Raw genomic sequence first — 17,599 nt, 5'->3', positions numbered from 1 at the left:
TTTATTTGTCACCTTCTTTATAATCATGCTGAGATAGAAACTTACATTCACAGTTGCTTCTATCTCGCCATTAAACTAAGTATCTAAAGAGGATTGCGTCCGCGATACACTTCATACATCAACAAGCCTGCTGCAACACCAGCATTCAAGCTTTGAACATGTCCACTCATTGGAATCGTCAATAATTCATCGACTTCTTTGTGAAGTCCTTGGCTCATACCACGACCTTCATTACCAATAATCAAAGCGATAGCTCCTTGGGTATTCCATTTGCGATAGTCCGTGCCTTTCATATCTGTTCCGAAAATCCAAAAACTATTTTCTTTCAGTGTTGCAATGCTTTGGGCTAGATTCGTGACACGTGCAATTGGAATATACTCAACTGCACCAGTCGAAGCTTTTGTCACAACTGGCGTAATTCCTACCGCGCGGTGTTTTGGAATGATGATGCCATCCACACCTGTTGCATCTGCAGTTCTCAAGATCGAACCAAAATTATGCGGATCTTCTAAACTATCTAAAATCAAGAAAAATGGTGTCTCTGTCTTTTCTTTTGTCCGATCAAGTAATTCGTCTAGCGTCAAGTATTCATAAGCTGTAATCGCCAGTACGATCCCTTGATGCACACCATGATTGGTCATCGTATCTAGTTTTTGCTTTGGTACCCATTTTACTGGAACAGCATTTTCTTTTGCCAGTAACTTTAGGTGTTCAACTTTCTCACTTTTACTATCTTCTTGAAGAAATAACTTGTTTCCTCGCCCTTGTTGAATGGCCTCAATCGTTGCGTGGTTCCCAAAAACAAAGTTATCTTCGATCTCTTCTTGTGAGACTTCACGCTCTTTTTTGATTGTTTCTTTTTTAAACGGCTGATTTTTTTGTGATTTGTTCCCCTTGAAGGGACGCTTTTTATCATTTCTCATTTTTTTCACCTACTTTTTTTATACACCAATCGATCAATTCTTCCAAACGCTCGGTTTGTTTGGTTAAATGCAGATACCCCATCAACGATTCAAAGCCAGTCGCAATTCGATACGTTGTGATGTCAGCATTTTTAGCCGACGTGTGGCTTTTCGCATTGCGGCCGCGCTTGTACATTAACTCTTCATTTTCTGAAAGTAATTGCTCTTCTAACATTTCTTGTATCAAAAAGGCTTGGGCCTTAGCTGATACATAGTGCGTTGCCATACGGTGCAATATATTAGGTTTGGTTTGTCCTTGCTCCACTAAGTAGTCACGGATATAAATCTCATAAATCGCATCTCCTACATACGCCAAAGCTAAACCATTTAACTGAGTATAATCTCTCATTCACTTCTTCTCCATCTAGTACCTTGGGCTGTGTCTTCCAAGGTTATTCCTTTGTCTTTTAATAAGTCACGGATTTCATCACTGCGGGCAAAATCTCGGTTTGCACGTGCTTGGTTACGTTCTTCGATCAACTGGTCGATATCATCATCTAATAGCTCTTCTGATAAAAAGAAAATACCGAAAATACTTAACCATTGTGTGAACTGTTCTAGCGCTTTTTCGATTACTACAGTTGATACAGCTTCTTGTTCACTATATTGATTCAACCACTTAGCCATTTCGTAGACTACCGTGATTCCATTTGCTGCATTAAAGTCATCATCCATTTCAGTCGTAAAACGTGTTTCTAAGTCAGCTAATTCTTTTAGCTTTTGACCGTCTTCTTCTAGTTCTGCTACTGCGTCAGCTGTTCTAAATGACAAGTTTTCAAATGCATTTTTTAATTTTTGTAAATTGACACCTGCTTCTTTCATCGTTGTTTCACTATAACGAATGGGACGGCGATATTGTGTAGTCGCCATGAAGAAACGTAGCACCTGAGGGTCGACTTGTTTTACTAACTCATGAACCGTGACAAAATTCCCTAGCGATTTACTCATTTTTTCATCGTCTTCGCCAATTGTGACAAAGCCATTGTGCATCCAGTAATTAGCGAATGTCTTACCTGTTTTTGCTTCGCTTTGAGCAATTTCATTTTCATGATGAGGAAATTCTAAGTCTTGACCGCCACCATGAATATCAATTGTATCACCTAAATGTTTCGTTGCCATAACAGAACACTCAATGTGCCAGCCCGGACGGCCAGCTCCCCACGGAGAATCCCAAGAAATCTCGCCTTCTTTAGCCCCTTTCCATAAGGCAAAATCTAACGGATCTTCTTTCAGTTCTTTTTCTACACCGGTACGTTGGCTCGCTCCGACTTCTAATTCATCGATTGATTGGTGACTAAGTTTTCCATAGCCTTCAAATTTGCGTGTTCGATAATAAACATCCCCTTGTGACTCATAAGCATAGCCTTTGTCGATCAATGCTTGGATAAAGGTCAAAATATCCGGCATATGATCCATTACTCGAGGATGAAGAGTTGCTGGTTTAACATTCAAAACATTGGTGTCTTCTTCAAATGCATGGATGAAACGATCCGCAACTTCTGGTGCTGTAATACCCAATTCTTTAGCAGCTCGAATGATTTTATCATCGACATCCGTAAAGTTTGACACATAATTGACTTCATATCCGCGATATTCTAAGTAACGTCTGATCGTATCAAACGCCATTGAACTACGAGCATTACCAATGTGAATATAGTTATAAACAGTCGGTCCGCAGACATACATCCGAACTTTCCCTTCCTCGATCGGCCGAAACTCTTCTTTTTCCCTCGTTAATGTATTATAAATTTGAATCATACGCTACCTCCAATTTTTCTCCTTTGATTCTGACCACTTTTGCTGGAATTCCTACAGCTGTTGCATCGTCTGGTATATCTGTTAAAACAACAGCTGCTGCTCCGATTTTAGCCCGTTCACCAATTGTGACAGGTCCCAATATTTGCGCATGTGCATGGATCATCGCCCCTTTTTTTACGGTTGGATGACGTTTCCCTGTGTCCTTCCCTGTACCGCCTAAGGTCACTCCATGAAATAACACGACATCCTCTTCGATTTCTGCTGTTTGACCAATCACAACGCCCATTCCGTGATCGATAAAAACACCTGACGCAATCGTTGCACCAGGATGGATCTCGATCCCTGTTAAAAATCGCCAAAACTGAGCGTGGATTTTCGCTAATAAAAACAAACGATGTCGATATAAAAAATGGGAAAAACGATGCCAAAACAACGCATGCAACCCTGGATATGTAAGCAATGCTTCCAATGTTGAACGCGCTGCTGGATCATTGTTTTTGACTGCTCTAACAGCTCTTTTTAACCAACTCATATTCTTGCTCCTCTCATTCGATTTTAGATATAAAGTTGTAGCTGGATCATTCAGGTCTGATAGAAAAATAGAAACTAAGTTTAGGACGTTTTTGGGCACAGTCCTATTTTAGCTTTTTCCAAAGAACTTAGCCTAATAAAGCTAGATAATAAAAAAATAAGCGTCTTTTAAACGAAATAACTCCGTTTAAAAGACGCTTATGCGTGGTTCCACTTTTTTTCACAGGTCTCCCTGCCTCAAAACAGATAACGGTTGTCGGCCGTTTTCAGCTACGTATCGCCGAAACTATTCAAAGATGCATTTCAAAAAGTGCTGACAACTGTTTTCACCATCCACAGTCTCTCTAAAGACATACGCTTTTTTACTTCTTCTTCTCTACATATTTCTATTATAAAACGTTATTTAAATGATCTAAGGCTTTTTCTTTTCCTAAAAGTTCGATCGTATCGCCTAATTCTGGTCCATGCATTTGTCCTGAAACAGCGACACGAATCGGCATGAATAAGTTTTTACCTTTAACCCCTGTTTCTTGTTGAACAGCTTTGATCCCCGCTTTAATACTTGGAACATCAACGACGTCCATCGCTTCTAATTGCGCTTTGAAAGCAGCTAAAACAGTAGGAACGGTTTCGCCAGCTAGTACTTCTTTTGCTGCGTCATCTAAGACTGGATGTTCATTGAAGAACAATTCAGATACATTGACGATTTCTGCAGCATAGCTCATTTGTGGTTGGTATAAACTAACAACTTTTTTCAACCACTCTAATTTTTCACTGCTTGGTTGAGCTTCGACTTTGCCTTCAGCTACTAAGTAAGGAAGACACATATCTGTTAAAACATCTAAATCTAATTGTTTCATATATTGATTATTGACCCATTCAAGTTTCTTCCCATCAAAAGCTGCTGGTGATTTGCTTAAACGTTCTGGATCAAAGATTTTGATCAATTCTTCTTGGGAGAAGATTTCTTCTTCTCCAACAGGTGACCAACCTAGTAAGGCTGTGAAGTTGAACATAGCTTCTGGTAAGTAACCAAGTTCACGGTATTGTTCGATAAATTGTAAAATCGATTCGTCACGTTTACTTAATTTTTTCCCTGTTTCTGAGTTGATGATCAACGTCATATGACCAAATTCTGGTGCTTTCCAACCAAATGCTTCATACACCATCAATTGTTTCGGCGTATTCGCAATGTGATCATCCCCACGTAAAACATGTGTGATTTTCATCATATGGTCATCTACTGCTACAGCAAAATTGTAAGTCGGCATACCATCACGTTTTTGAATAACAAAATCGCCACCGATATTATCTGATTCAAAAACGATTTCACCTTTGACCATATCTTCAAATGTGTAAGAAGTATTTCTTGGTACACGGAAACGAATGACTGGTTTAAGTCCTTGCGCTTCTTTTTCTGCTTGTTCAGAAGGTGACAAATCGGCACATTTCCCTGAATAATGAGGCATTTCACTGCGAGAACGTTGTGCTTCTCTTTCAGCTTCCAACTCTTCTTCAGTACAATAACATTTATAGGCACGATTGCTTACTAACAATTGATCGATCAATGGTTGGTAAATTTCGCCACGTTCAGATTGGCGGTAAGGACCGTACTCACCTGGTTTTTCAGGAGACTCATCCCAATCCATGCCTAGCCATGCTAAGTTTTCTAGTTGGCTTTTTTCACCATCTTCAATATTTCTTTTTTGGTCTGTATCTTCAATACGGATAATAAAATCACCATCATTATGACGGGCAAATAAGTAATTGAATAAAGCTGTTCTTGCATTTCCGATGTGCAGATGTCCAGTTGGACTTGGTGCGTAACGTACACGTACTTTTGTCATTGTGCATTCCTCTTTCTATTTATCAAGTAAAGCGACCGCGATCGCTCCCATACCTTCTTCTTGACCGATAAAACCCATTTTTTCCATCGTTGTTGCTTTCAAATTGATTTGATTCGTTTCAATTTGACACGCTTTCGCGATGTTTTCTTTCATTGATTCCAAATAAGGTTTCATTTTTGGTTGTTCTGCTAAAATTGTACAATCAATATTGCCAATAGTAAAGCCGTCAGCCAAAATTTTTTGATTTGCTTCGTATAATAATTTCATTGAATCCGCATCTTTAAATGTTGGATCTGTATCTGGAAATAAATGACCGATATCTCCAAGTCCTGCAGCACCTAAAATGGCATCTGTGATTGCATGCAGCAATACATCTGCATCTGAGTGTCCTAACAAGCCTTTCTCAAAAGGAAGCTCAACACCACCGATGATCAATTTACGTCCTTCTACCAATTGATGAACATCAAATCCTTGTCCAATTCGTATCATAATTTTTTCACCTAGCTTCTTTTTCGTTTCACGATTGCTTCGCCGATCAACATATCTTCTGGGGTCGTCAATTTGATATTTTCATAACTTCCTAACACCATCGAGACTGGTAAGTCACTATATTTTTCGATCAACGATGCATCGTCTGTTCCTAAATAACCTTCTTGTTGTGCACAAGCATGTACCGAAAGTAAGTCAGTCCCGTAAAAAGCTTGCGGCGTTTGAATTTGCCATAATGTTTCACGTGGAACTGTTTCTTGAACGATTCCATCGATCACACGTTTGATTGTATCTTTGACTGGAACACCTAAAATTGCCGCTCTCGTTTCTTGTACCTTTCGATGTAACAATTTCAATTGTGTCAAGTTAACAAAAGGTCTTGCACCATCATGGACCATCACGATATTCCTTGGATCGAGTAATGCTTTCAACCCATTATAGACACTGTATTGCCGTTCACAACCACCAGAGACGATCGTGATTGGACATCTTTTTTTCTTTGTTTCTTTTTTGACCATCGCCGCTATTAAATCTTGTTCATTTTCTTGTGTGACCAAGACAATGTGCTTGCACGCAGGATCATTTAAAAATGTATTTAATGAATAAGAAATAACTGGTTTGCCGATTAAATGCAATAAAATCTTATTCCGACTGGCGCCCATTCTCTTACCTTGTCCAGCAGCCAACAATATGACTTCATAATCCAGCGCTTTGTTTCTATTTTTAGCTTCTTTCATTGGCTTTGTGTTCTTCTTTACTGTCGTCGATACCGCGTCCTGAGTGAGCAGGCTTCGCAAAAATCATCCGACCAGCTGCAGTTTGTAGCGCACTGGTAACAACTACCTGAATATGTTCATTCATGTAATGCTGTCCATCTTCGACTACGACCATTGTACCGTCATCTAAATAAGCCACACCTTGCTGACGTTCTGTCCCTGCTTTTACCACCATCACATTCATGGTCTCACCTGGAATCACGACAGGTTTTACAGCATTAGCCAACGCATTGATATTCAAGACAGGAACATTTTGGAATTCAGAAACTTTGTTTAGATTATAATCATTTGTAACAACGACACCATCCAACAGCTTCGCTAATTTGATCAGCTTACTGTCGACTTCTGAAATATCTTCAAAATCACCATCGTACATTTCCACAGAGATGCCGTCTTCTTTTTGTAACGCATTTAAAATGTCTAATCCACGACGTCCACGGACACGCTTTAAGCTATCTCCAGAATCTGCAATATACTGCAGTTCATACAGAACAAAATTAGGAATTAAAATAACACCTTCTAAAAAGCCCGTTTTAGCAATGTCATAGATTCTCCCATCGATAATTACACTAGTATCCAAAATTTTATATTTATGGAAATGATCTTCCACTTTGCGTTCTAAAACTTCTCCATCATTTTCAGATTGAACTTTCTTTTGTCGCGGTGTAAAAATTTTACGCCACTCATCGATTCGTGTCGTCCCCATACGGAAACCAAGATAGCCAAAAATGATCATGACCAAAATCGGTAAGACACTATTTACAAACGGAATATTCAAATTATACATTGGGATCGAAATAATCACACCAATGATCAGACCAATGATTGCGCCCACACTCCCGAATAAAAGATAAGTCAAACTCATTTCGTTTAATGCTGCTTCTATTTTTTTAACACCTGAAACAATATACTTTGCTAACCCTAACGATAAAATAAAGAAAATAAGTGCACCAATCAAACTGTTAGTAAAGTTGTTGTTCAGCCATGTGTTATCTGCCTGTTTCGCCATGTCCCAAGCCATCGGTAACAGTGAAATACCTAAACTTGCGCCAACGACGACCATCAGCAATGTGATGACACGTTTTTGCATAGATTCATCCTCCAATATAGTCATACTTATTTAAAGGCTGAAGGAGAGACCGATCAAACGTTATTCTGTCGATCTCTAGTCCTCATCCTATTTGAATACTTTTCTCAGTGTTTCCCCGATTGTCGCAACGCCGACAATCTCGATGCCCTCTGGAGGGGTCCAACCACCTAAATTGTTCTTCGGTAAATAAATTTTGGTAAAGCCAAGCTTTTGTGCTTCACGTACTCGCTGTTCGATACTATTCACACGTCGAATTTCACCAGTCAAACCAATTTCACCAATAAAACATTCTGTTGGTTTTGTACCATTTTCTTTGTAGCTTGAAGCAATGCTTACAGCCACTGCTAAATCGATCGCTGGTTCGTTGATCTTCACGCCACCTGCAGCTTTTAAATAGGCATCTTGATTTTGTAATAGTAATCCAGCACGTTTCTCTAAAACGGCCATGATCAAAGATACTCGGTTAAAATCAAGTCCTGTTGTTGTTCGTTTTGCATTACCAAACATAGTTGGTGTCACTAACGCCTGCACTTCAACTAAAATCGGGCGTGTTCCTTCCATCGCTACCACAATGGCTGAACCTGTTGCATCAGCTAATCGCTCTTCTAAAAATACTTGTGAAGGATTCGCGACTTCTTCCAGTCCATGCTCCCGCATTTCAAAAATACCAATCTCATTAGTGGACCCAAAACGATTTTTCACCGCTCTCAAGATTCTAAATGTATGATGTTTGTCTCCTTCAAAATACAACACCGTATCTACCATATGTTCAAGCATACGTGGTCCTGCAATTGAACCTTCTTTGGTCACATGACCAACGATAAAAATCGCAATCCCATTTGTTTTAGCTATTTTCAATAATTCAGCAGTCGTTTCCCGCACCTGACTCACACTTCCAGCAACACTGGTCACATCAGGTTGTGTCATCGTTTGGATAGAGTCGATGATCACATAATCAGGTTCTAACTTTTCGATTGCTTTGGAGATCTCATTCATATCTGTTTCAGCGTACAAATAAAATTCTGTATCGATCGAGCTTAAACGTTCGGCACGCATTTTGATTTGTTCGGCACTTTCTTCTCCGGAAACATATAAGACTTTGCCACCGATCTCAGCTAGTTGTTGTGAGACTTGTAATAGCAGCGTTGATTTCCCGATACCAGGGTCTCCGCCGATCAAAACAAGTGACCCAGGAACCACACCTCCGCCTAAGACACGATTCAGTTCTACCAGCTTCGTCTTAACTCTAGGCTCTTTTTTCGGCACGACTTCCGCTAAACGTTGGGGCTGTGTTTTTTTACCAGTTAAGCTGACCCTAACACGGCGATCTGTTGTATCTTGAATAATTTCTTCTGTCATTGTGTTCCATTGCCCGCAATTCGGACAACGACCTAAATATTTAGGGGAGATATACCCGCACGTTTGACACTCAAATTGAACTTTTGCTTTTTTTGCCATATGCTATCCCCTCGTTTTGATGTATTCTTTATTTTACCATAGTATAGACACTACGACTAAGACTTCCCACTGTAAAATACGCAGTTTAGCAGTGTTTTTATCTTAGTTCTTACCTGAAGAGCCAAAACCGCCTGTACGTTCAGTTTCTACGTCATCAACATCCGCTAATAGAAACGGTTTAAAAATTCCTTGTCCGATTCGTTCGCCTTTTTCGATAACCATCTCTTCATAGCCGAAATTCAAAAATTGAAACATGATATGTCCTTCGTTGCCTTCGTTATTATAATAATCGCGGTCGATCACACCTACGCCATTGGCTAACATTAAAAAGCGCTTCAATGGGTTTGATGAACGGCTCACTAATTCTAAATACTCATTTTCAGCCATATACGCTTTGATTCCCGTTTTTACCAAGACTGGTTTTGGTGCTATGCCTTGTGCTTGTAATTGCCAAATACTTGGAACAACTACTGTTTCTGCAGCTTCAAAATCGTAACCTGCAGCGCCTTTTGTCGCACGTTCAGGAATCGCGATGCCTTGATCTTTATAATCCGTAATAATTTCAAATCCTCGTTGTTTCATCAAAAATCTCCTCTACTTGTAAACTATTTCTATTTTAACATACTAGGTTGATTCCCAGTTTAGTTTTATAGCATCTTTAATATTCTCTTGTGTTTTTTTAATGTTTACACATTAATTGGACTCATTTTGTTCATGTTTTACTACTTCGTAAAGGATAAAAGTAAAAAATAACATCAACCCAACGATACTAATTACATGGACATGCTCTACTAGTTGAAGTGCCGCTGGATTGTGGGTCCGATGTGCCGTGATCTGTAAAACTGTTTTAACGGGTAACTGTGCTTGTTTCGCTAATAACCATAAAACACTCATCAATAACAATTGATGGGTGACACTTCCTTTGGTTTGCGTGCTGTATTTCGTAATGATTCGTTGATCCTGAGGTAAAATCTCTTCTTGATAATACTGCTGATTCAAAAAATTACCTGTAGTACTTATGAAACAACTAAGAAGAAAAATACCAACTGGAAAAATCGGTCGAAATAATAACAAGAATAGTGACAAAATAAAGCCGCTCAGATGAACGATTTTGGGATCCACTTTAGGAAACAGACGATATAAAAATTTAATAACAAAAGCGGAACCAATGATTCCCAAAATATAAGGAACATATAAAGTAGCTGTAAGACGATCTATCCCTAAACGCAACGAAACATAAAACGTGCCAAAAAGCAGTAGAAAGTTCATACACATCCCATTAGCGAAGGTTAGCAAATTTAACCATAGTGGGAGTTTCCATATTTTTCTTTGACTGTTTAAATACCAGCCAGCGATTAAAAATAAAATAGAAAACCCGATGATTCCAACATCCAAAAGTTGTGGATCGAATAATAAACGGGCTGAACGGATAAATAACAACAGAACGAAGAAAAATAAAAATAAAAAGAACTCCTTGACCGATATCACTTGTTGATTGACTTCATTGAAATCAATTTCATAATCAGGATAATGTGTGACCGTATGGTAGGCCGCTATATACAGCAAAGTATACTCTCCTAAAACTAAAGGAATCCTCAATTCTTTCGTCAACATCAACGATGCGATCACACCACCGAATATTAGTAAGATAAAAAGATATTTTCTACCCGTCAAAGCAGAATAACCTTGCCGTTTTTCATGATAGTTGACAGTAGTATTCGCTGCAGGCAACCACGATGCACTAATCCCCAGTAAAACAGCTGAAAAAAGATAAGCCGGAAAATAAAATTGCCCTAATACGCCAATCAAACACCCCGCACCCCCGAGTAAAATCGAAATAATCAGCACATTAAAACTCGTCAATGCTAGTTTGAAGCTTTTTAACAAAAAGATCCCCGTCATCCGAAACGTATAAAAAAGGACAAAGGGTAAAATTCTCTCCATTGTGGTGCCATCACTTAAACTTAAAAATAGAAAATAAGGAATAAAAATAATTGTATTGGATAAAATAAATGGCGCAACTTGTAGGAAATTGCGGGCTAATTCTTTTACTTTAGACATCGATCAGTCTCCTTTAAAACAGTTTGTTATGTTGGTAGTCTACCACGTTCATGAGAAAAGTGAAATCAATCACCCAACTAAAAAAGTCGATCACATAAACTATGCAATCGACAATTTTTTAAATCTATACTTCCATTCCTACAACACTTCATCCACTAATTTCGTTTGATTTTTTTCAAATACTTTAAAGAATGGATAATAGACAACAATACTCAAAATAACTAAGAAAACATAGAAAACAATATTACGCCAATCCATCGTAGCCAAATACGCTTGAGCAAAAAATGGTGTGAAAGACGGATCAACAATAAATCCTAGCGAAATCAAGCCGATTTTTTGTGCAAAGTACGTTAGAAACAGTGAAATAATTGGCATAATCAAAAATGGAATCCCTAAAATCGGATTAAAAACGATCGGCAGACCGAAAATAACTGGTTCATTGATAGAACAAATTCCTGGCACAAACGAAAGTTTCCCAATCGTACGATATTGAGGAACTTTACTAAACATCATTAAAACCACTAAACCTAATGTATTGCCCGCACCACCTAAAACAGAAATCCGAAACATCTGCAAGTTCATCAAATGTGTCATCGCTTCACCTGCGGCAGCTTGTTCTGCATTCAGTCCTGTTTGAGCTACGCCCAACGTAAAGACAATTGGAAAAATAATCGATGAACCATTGATACCAAATAACCAAAGAACATTTCCAAGCGTTACGATCAGCAATAACCCGCCTAAACTTCCTGCAATGTTGACTGCTGGTGTTAGTACAGACATGACTGCATCAGGAAACGTTTTATCAATCATACCTAAAAACACCAAATTCAATCCATAAAATAAGATAATATTCGTCAACAGCGGAATCAACGTATTAATAAACGTCACAACCATCGGCGGTACTGTATCAGGCAGCGAAATTTTGATATTTTTCACTTCAAAAAAACGGCTGACTTCAACAACTAAAAGACCTAAAACAATTGCCACAAACAACCCGTTCGTCCCTAAATAAGCAAGGGAAATCGTACCCTCTTTGACAGGCGTACAAACAAGTAAGTAGGTCACCATACTGACCATACCATTCATTGCAGCGTTCAGTTTGTATTCATTTGATAATGAATACGCAATCCCAAAGACACTAATTAATCCAATGATTCCCATCGTTAAGTTATATGGAGCTGTAATCGTATCATAATTGGCCACAGCGAATTCTTTCCACGCAGCTAAAAACTTCATAACGACTCCAGCCTTCGCTGGATCATACTGATCTATATTGATGGGCGGATTGGCAAAAATCAAGAAGAATGAACCAATCACAATAAATGGTAAGCCAAACATCATTCCAGTTGAAACAGCTTTAAGATGGCGCTGATTGCCAATTTTATTTGCAAACGGACTTAAAATGTCATTCAATCGATTTACCATAGAACCTTTAGCGCTCGCAGATTTAGTCATGAGAAGCTCCTCCTTAAACTTGCCAAGAATTAAATTCAAAAGCCGATTCAACGACTTCATTCGGGTCATAGCGATCAATGATTTTTGCATATTCTTCTTTGTAGTTATTGGTTACTTCAGCTTGCGGAATAACGAGACTTGCTTCATTCAAGAAATGTTTTGAATCTCGCCCCATTTCTTTGCCACGTGTTGTATGTTTATCTAAAGCGATATCTGGAATCTCAGGTACATGTCCCATTGCAAAACTTTTGATCACGATATTTTTCAATAAATCGGAAGAACGATCTTTTTCAGATTGGCATAGGTAACGGATCGCATGGAAAAAGAACATGGCACGATCAGATTCATTATATTGAAACTCTTTACGCATTTGGTTTAAATTATTGACCATGATTGCAGCTTGATCATTCCCCATCCCAATATCTTCTACTGAAATTGCCAGTAATCTACGCCATAATTTTTCTTCAAACTGAGGAGACGTGATATACATTTCATATGCAAAATCACACGCTGCACGCTCATTGCCTCGACGGATCGATTTTTGCAGTGCAGAGACAACTTCGTCCCCATTTAAATTATTTCTGGTTTTAACTCTTGCCCACGGATCATTGATATATTCTTGTTCTGTCATGTTATAATACTCCTAACTAAATTGATTTTTAAGGGTGATTCAAGTGAATATCGATAGTCTTGCTGAAAAATACCAATTGAATAAAACCGAAATCCAAATTTTACGATATATGGCCGATCATCGGCAGGAATTGAAAAATTTAGGTATTCGGGAAATTGCCAAACAAAGTTTTGTTTCAACCGCAACCGTGATCAATATGGCGAAAAAAATGAATTTTACAGGCTACAGTGAACTTGTTTTTTACATCAGTGAATTCAACCTCAACCAAGAACGTCTTGAAAAACATGACGTGATCAAAGCATATGGCAATCATTTTTTAACTCTTATGAAAAAATATCAGGATAAAAACATCATGATTTTAGGTTCTGGTTTTTCACAAAATTTAGCAAATTACTTTTCTGAATACTTAAATCTTTACGGATTTAGAGCCACTTCAAATAGTCATTTAGAATTTTTAAGAGAAAGTCATAAGAATGATGTATTACTGATTTTCATCAGTAATTCTGGTAATACTGGTAGGATGTTTGAACTCGCAGAAATCGCTCAGACTAATGAGTTGGAAAGCATCTGCTTTGTTGGCAGTGAGCAATCTGCAATCAGTAAACTTTCTACACTTTCTATCAGTACAAATACCTACTCTAAAAGCTCCCATCAAGATTTCTATCCTCAACTATTTTTTGGTACAGTTCTAATCCAATTTGAATTATTAATGAGTTACACACTTCAAAACTTACAGTAGAAGAACGATTCGGCCGATGTCTCTTCATGACGTATTATAGTAAATAAAAACACTTATAAGAAGCGCTTTCAGCCAAATATGAACATGTTTACTAATTTATAAACATGTTTGTTTTACTCAAAATGAAAATCTCTGTGAAAAATTTTACGAAATTTACTTTTAATCTTTTTTTAATTTAAGCTTTCTGTTATAATGGTTTTCACATTTACTATACAGTAGTAGATGAATGATCATATCAAAGGAGAGATAGATGTATGAAAACTGTTTACAATTTTTCAGCTGGTCCCGCCGTTTTACCTAAAAGTGTATTGGAAAAAGCACAATCCGAATTGGTGAATTACGAGAACAGCGGCATGTCCGTGATGGAGTTGAGTCATCGTTCCTCCCTTTTTGAAACGATCATTGAAAATGCCGAAACTTTACTCAGAGAATTGATGAAAATTCCTGATAACTATAAAGTGCTCTTTTTACAAGGCGGCGCTAGTATGCAATTTACGATGGTTCCGTTGAATTTAGCACAAAATAAAAAAGCCTTATATGTCAACACTGGTTCTTGGGCCAAAAAAGCCATTAGTGAAGCGAAAAAAATCAAGAATGTTGACGTTCAAGTGATTGCTTCAAGTGAAGATAAAAATTTCACGTATATTCCTGAAATCAGTAAAGAAGACATCCCGCAAGATGCAGCCTATGTCCATATTACGACGAACAACACCATTGAAGGTACGACAATTTATAATCTCCCAGACACAGGTGAGGTGCCGCTTGTCGCAGATATGTCTTCTAATATTTTATCGATTGATTATAATGTGGCTGATTTTGGCTTAATTTACGCGGGAGCACAAAAAAATATTGGCCCAGCAGGACTTACTGTCGTTATCGTTCGTGATGACTTGATCGGTCAAGCCGATGTTCTCAGTGCCATGTTAGATTACGATATCCATGCGAAAAACGGCTCAATGTACAATACACCGCCGACATACAGCATTTACATGGCAAAGCTTGTCTTTGAATGGATCAAAGAACAAGGCGGTGTCTCTCAAATGGAAAAACAAAACAAAGAAAAAGCAGCGATTTTGTATGATGAAATTGATTCATCTACTCTATTTTCTTCACCAGTAAATTCAAAAGACCGCTCGATCAACAATATTCCTTTTATTACTGGCAGTGATGATCTAGATAAAAAATTCAATCAAGAAGCCTTAGCAGCAGGATTCCAAAACTTAAAAGGTCACCGTTCTGTAGGCGGTATGCGTGCAAGTTTATACAATGCCTTTCCAAAAGCTGGCGTTCTCGCTTTAGTTGACTTGATGAAAAAATTCGAAGCAGAAAATGGAGGAACAAAATAGATGTACGATATTAAAACATTCAATGCTATCGCCCCAGTTGGTTTAGCACGCTTCAATGAAGAAAATTTTACGATCAACAAAACGGAAACACCTGACGGTATCATCTTACGTAGTGAAAAACTCCATGAGTATGATTTTCCTGCTTCTGTTTTAGCTGTTGCTCGTGCAGGTGCGGGGACGAATAATGTTCCAGTCAAACAATGCACAGAAGACGGCATCGTTGTGTTTAATACACCAGGTGCCAATGCGAATGCTGTAAAAGAGCTAGTAATCGCTTGCTTACTTTTATCTGTCCGCCCAATCTTAAAAGGCTCTAACTGGGTTCAAACATTAACAGGTCCTGACGCTGAAGAACAAGCTGAAGCACAGAAAAAACAGTTTGCCGGCACAGAATTAGAAGGTAAAAAATTGGGTGTGATCGGTTTAGGTGCAATCGGTGCGATGGTTGCCAATGATGCCTATCGTTTAGGAATGGAAGTGACAGGTTTTGATCCTTTTGTTTCCGTTGATACTGCTTGGAGTATCTCACGTCGTGTCAAACGAGCACAAAGTATGGAAGAAGTTTTGAAAACCTGTGACTTCATAACTGTTCATGTTCCTTTGTCTGAAAATACTCATCATTTGATTGGCAAAGAACAATTAGCGCAAATGAAAAAAAATGCCGTTTTGCTTAACTTTGCTCGTGGTGAACTAGTCGAAACAGACGCTGTAATCGAAGCCTTGGCCCAAGAAGAAATCAGCAATTTTGTTACTGACTTTGCCGATGAACGTCTTTTGCACAATGAAAAAGTCTTAGTTCTTCCTCACTTAGGCGCATCAACTGAGGAAGCGGAAATCAATTGTGCCAAAATGGCAGCTCGTACTCTGAAAAAATTCCTAGAAACTGGGAATATCAAACGTTCTGTTAATTTTCCAACTGTGGAAATGGCCTTCAATTCGCCATTCCGTTTCACGATCATCCACAGAAATGTTCCCAATATGTTAGGACAAATTTCAACTGGCATTGCCAATTTAGAGATCAATATCGATACAATGATCAACCGCAGTCGTGATGATTATGCCTATACGATCGTTGATATTTCTGAAACAGATGAAGCCAAAATCAATGCTGCTGCTGAGAAAATTCAAGCCGCAGAAAACATCATCCGAGTACGGACGATCAAAAATACTGAGGCGGTGAGTTATTGATGGTTATGATCCACCCATTTAAAAGCATTCGACCAGCATCTGAGTTTAGTGACAAAATCGCGACATTACCTTATGATGTTTTAAATTCTGCAGAAGCGCGTGAACTTGGTGAAAATAATCCTTATTCTTACCTTCACATCGATAAAGCCGAAATCGATTTACCTGAAACCCTTTCGCCTTATGATGATCAAGTTTATGCAAAAGCTGCTAGTAATTTACAAGCTTTTTTACAAAAACAATGGTTGGTTCAAGATGAACAGCCACTCTTATATCTTTACGAATTAACAATGAATGGACGCGCGCAAACAGGTCTTGTCACGTGTACTTCAATCACTGATTACACGGAAGGTAAAATCAAAAAACATGAATTTACCCGTCCAGAAAAAGAAGTCGATCGCATTCGCCATATTGAAGCATGCGATGCGAATACTAGCCCGATTTTCTTGACCTATCGTAAAAATAAACAGATCCAAACGCTGACAGATGAATGGAAAAAATCACATGATCCAGTCTATGATTTCACTAGTTTCCATGAAGTCACACACCGTGTTTGGCTTATAGATAAACCAGAAGTGATCGAACAACTCGTGACAACTTTTGCTCAAGATGTGCCCGCTTTATACATCGCTGATGGCCATCATCGGACAGAATCTGCAGTAAAAGTTGGACAAAAGAAAAAAGAGGCTCAACCTAATGCAACTGATACAGCGGAATTTAACTATTTCTTATCTGTCATTTTTCCGAAAGAAGAATTAGAAATTTTAGATTATAACCGTGTCTTGAACGTATCGATCGAAGCAGATTTCTTTAAGCATTTGGAAACGAATTTTACAATCACCAAGACAGACACTGGAAAACCTACCCAAGCAAAAACGTTTGGCATGTATTTAGACGGGCAGTGGTTTGCTTTAACGGCTAAAGACACGATTTTATCTGATGATCCGGTTGATGGCTTAGATGTTTCTTTACTCCAAAATCATGTATTTGCAGCGATTTTCGATATTCAAGATGTCCGCACAGATAAACGAATCGATTTTGTCGGCGGCATTCGCGGCATGCAGGAATTAGAACAACTAGTGGATAGCGGTCAGTGGTCAGTCGCTTTCGCTGTTTACCCAACAACCATGGATGATTTATTAAATGTTGCGGATGCAGGTAAAATCATGCCGCCAAAATCAACTTGGTTTGAACCTAAATTATTGAGTGGATTATTTGTTCATGATTTAGAGACAAAAGACCTATAAAGCTGTAAAATAGAAGAATAAAAT

The 17,599-nt window shown here is 38.4% G+C and carries 17 protein-coding genes and 1 other annotated feature; of the genes, 4 read left to right on the top strand and 13 right to left on the bottom strand.

Translation table 11 applies throughout. The features are described from left to right. Positions 1-83: 83 nt before the first annotated feature. The 13 genes from rlmB to AC4BB7_RS00445 all read right to left on the bottom strand — a co-directional run bounded on the left by rlmB (position 84) and on the right by AC4BB7_RS00445 (position 13,058). Positions 84-932, bottom strand: a complete 849-nt coding sequence (gene rlmB / locus AC4BB7_RS00505) for a 23S rRNA (guanosine(2251)-2'-O)-methyltransferase RlmB (protein WP_170923035.1) — start codon at positions 930-932, stop codon at positions 84-86. Then, entirely contained in the window at positions 913-1,311 is a 399-nt protein-coding gene (locus tag AC4BB7_RS00500) for a Mini-ribonuclease 3 (RefSeq protein ID WP_010770360.1), read from the bottom strand. The genes rlmB and AC4BB7_RS00500 overlap by 20 nt, the downstream gene beginning before the upstream one ends. After that, on the bottom strand, positions 1,308-2,720 hold the full coding sequence (gene cysS, locus AC4BB7_RS00495) for a cysteine--tRNA ligase (protein WP_490484025.1): 1,413 nt from the start codon (positions 2,718-2,720) through the stop codon (positions 1,308-1,310). The genes AC4BB7_RS00500 and cysS overlap by 4 nt, the downstream gene beginning before the upstream one ends. Continuing rightward, positions 2,704-3,252 carry a serine O-acetyltransferase EpsC gene (gene epsC / locus AC4BB7_RS00490; RefSeq protein WP_086314916.1) on the bottom strand — a complete coding sequence of 183 codons (549 nt, stop codon included), beginning with the start codon at positions 3,250-3,252 and terminating at the stop codon, positions 2,704-2,706. Before epsC ends, cysS begins: the two co-directional genes overlap by 17 nt. Positions 3,253-3,438: 186 nt before the next feature. After that, positions 3,439-3,639, bottom strand: a binding site (T-box leader). Between the two features lies 1 nt (position 3,640). After that, a complete protein-coding gene (gene gltX / locus AC4BB7_RS00485) occupies positions 3,641-5,098 on the bottom strand; it encodes a glutamate--tRNA ligase (protein ID WP_086314914.1) in 1,458 nt (485 codons plus the stop codon). Positions 5,099-5,113: 15 nt separating this feature from the next. Continuing rightward, positions 5,114-5,587: a 2-C-methyl-D-erythritol 2,4-cyclodiphosphate synthase gene (gene ispF, locus AC4BB7_RS00480; RefSeq protein ID WP_490484024.1), complete on the bottom strand. Its 474-nt coding sequence runs from the start codon at positions 5,585-5,587 to the stop codon at positions 5,114-5,116. An 11-nt stretch (positions 5,588-5,598) separates the two neighbouring features. Further along, positions 5,599-6,324: a 2-C-methyl-D-erythritol 4-phosphate cytidylyltransferase gene (gene ispD, locus AC4BB7_RS00475; RefSeq protein ID WP_086314910.1), complete on the bottom strand. Its 726-nt coding sequence runs from the start codon at positions 6,322-6,324 to the stop codon at positions 5,599-5,601. Beyond that, the gene (locus tag AC4BB7_RS00470; RefSeq protein WP_086314908.1) at positions 6,311-7,453 is read right to left on the bottom strand and encodes a PIN/TRAM domain-containing protein; all 1,143 of its coding nucleotides are present in this window, start codon (positions 7,451-7,453) and stop codon (positions 6,311-6,313) included. Before AC4BB7_RS00470 ends, ispD begins: the two co-directional genes overlap by 14 nt. 87 nt (positions 7,454-7,540) lie before the next feature. Further along, the gene (radA, locus tag AC4BB7_RS00465) at positions 7,541-8,911 is read right to left on the bottom strand and encodes a DNA repair protein RadA (RefSeq protein WP_086314906.1); all 1,371 of its coding nucleotides are present in this window, start codon (positions 8,909-8,911) and stop codon (positions 7,541-7,543) included. 102 nt (positions 8,912-9,013) lie between these two features. After that, complete coding sequence (locus AC4BB7_RS00460; RefSeq protein WP_086314904.1) at positions 9,014-9,493, bottom strand: dCTP deaminase/dUTPase family protein; 480 nt, start codon at positions 9,491-9,493, stop codon at positions 9,014-9,016. A 111-nt stretch (positions 9,494-9,604) separates the two neighbouring features. Then, on the bottom strand, positions 9,605-10,972 hold the full coding sequence (locus tag AC4BB7_RS00455) for a hypothetical protein (protein WP_490484023.1): 1,368 nt from the start codon (positions 10,970-10,972) through the stop codon (positions 9,605-9,607). 138 nt (positions 10,973-11,110) lie between these two features. Continuing rightward, positions 11,111-12,427, bottom strand: a complete 1,317-nt coding sequence (locus tag AC4BB7_RS00450; RefSeq protein WP_490484022.1) for a PTS sugar transporter subunit IIC — start codon at positions 12,425-12,427, stop codon at positions 11,111-11,113. Positions 12,428-12,440: 13 nt separating this feature from the next. Further along, entirely contained in the window at positions 12,441-13,058 is a 618-nt protein-coding gene (locus tag AC4BB7_RS00445) for an AAA family ATPase (protein ID WP_010770350.1), read from the bottom strand. Between the two features lie 43 nt (positions 13,059-13,101). On the opposite strand from AC4BB7_RS00445, the gene AC4BB7_RS00440 reads away from it, so the two are divergent. The 4 genes from AC4BB7_RS00440 (at position 13,102) to AC4BB7_RS00425 (ending at position 17,575) form a co-directional block, all read left to right on the top strand. Continuing rightward, a complete protein-coding gene (locus AC4BB7_RS00440) occupies positions 13,102-13,797 on the top strand; it encodes a MurR/RpiR family transcriptional regulator (RefSeq protein WP_086314902.1) in 696 nt (231 codons plus the stop codon). Between the two features lie 254 nt (positions 13,798-14,051). Beyond that, positions 14,052-15,143, top strand: coding sequence for a 3-phosphoserine/phosphohydroxythreonine transaminase (gene serC / locus AC4BB7_RS00435; protein WP_490484021.1), 1,092 nt, complete (start codon positions 14,052-14,054; stop codon positions 15,141-15,143). Beyond that, on the top strand, positions 15,144-16,331 hold the full coding sequence (locus AC4BB7_RS00430; protein ID WP_086314898.1) for a phosphoglycerate dehydrogenase: 1,188 nt from the start codon (positions 15,144-15,146) through the stop codon (positions 16,329-16,331). It abuts the gene before it with no gap. Then, positions 16,331-17,575, top strand: coding sequence for a DUF1015 domain-containing protein (locus AC4BB7_RS00425; RefSeq protein WP_490484020.1), 1,245 nt, complete (start codon positions 16,331-16,333; stop codon positions 17,573-17,575). Before AC4BB7_RS00430 ends, AC4BB7_RS00425 begins: the two co-directional genes overlap by 1 nt. Positions 17,576-17,599 lie beyond the last annotated feature (24 nt).

It is taken from the genome of Enterococcus sp. AAFC-DPL-5182 (assembly GCF_058216605.1).
This window is presented reverse-complemented; position numbering and strand designations above follow the sequence as displayed.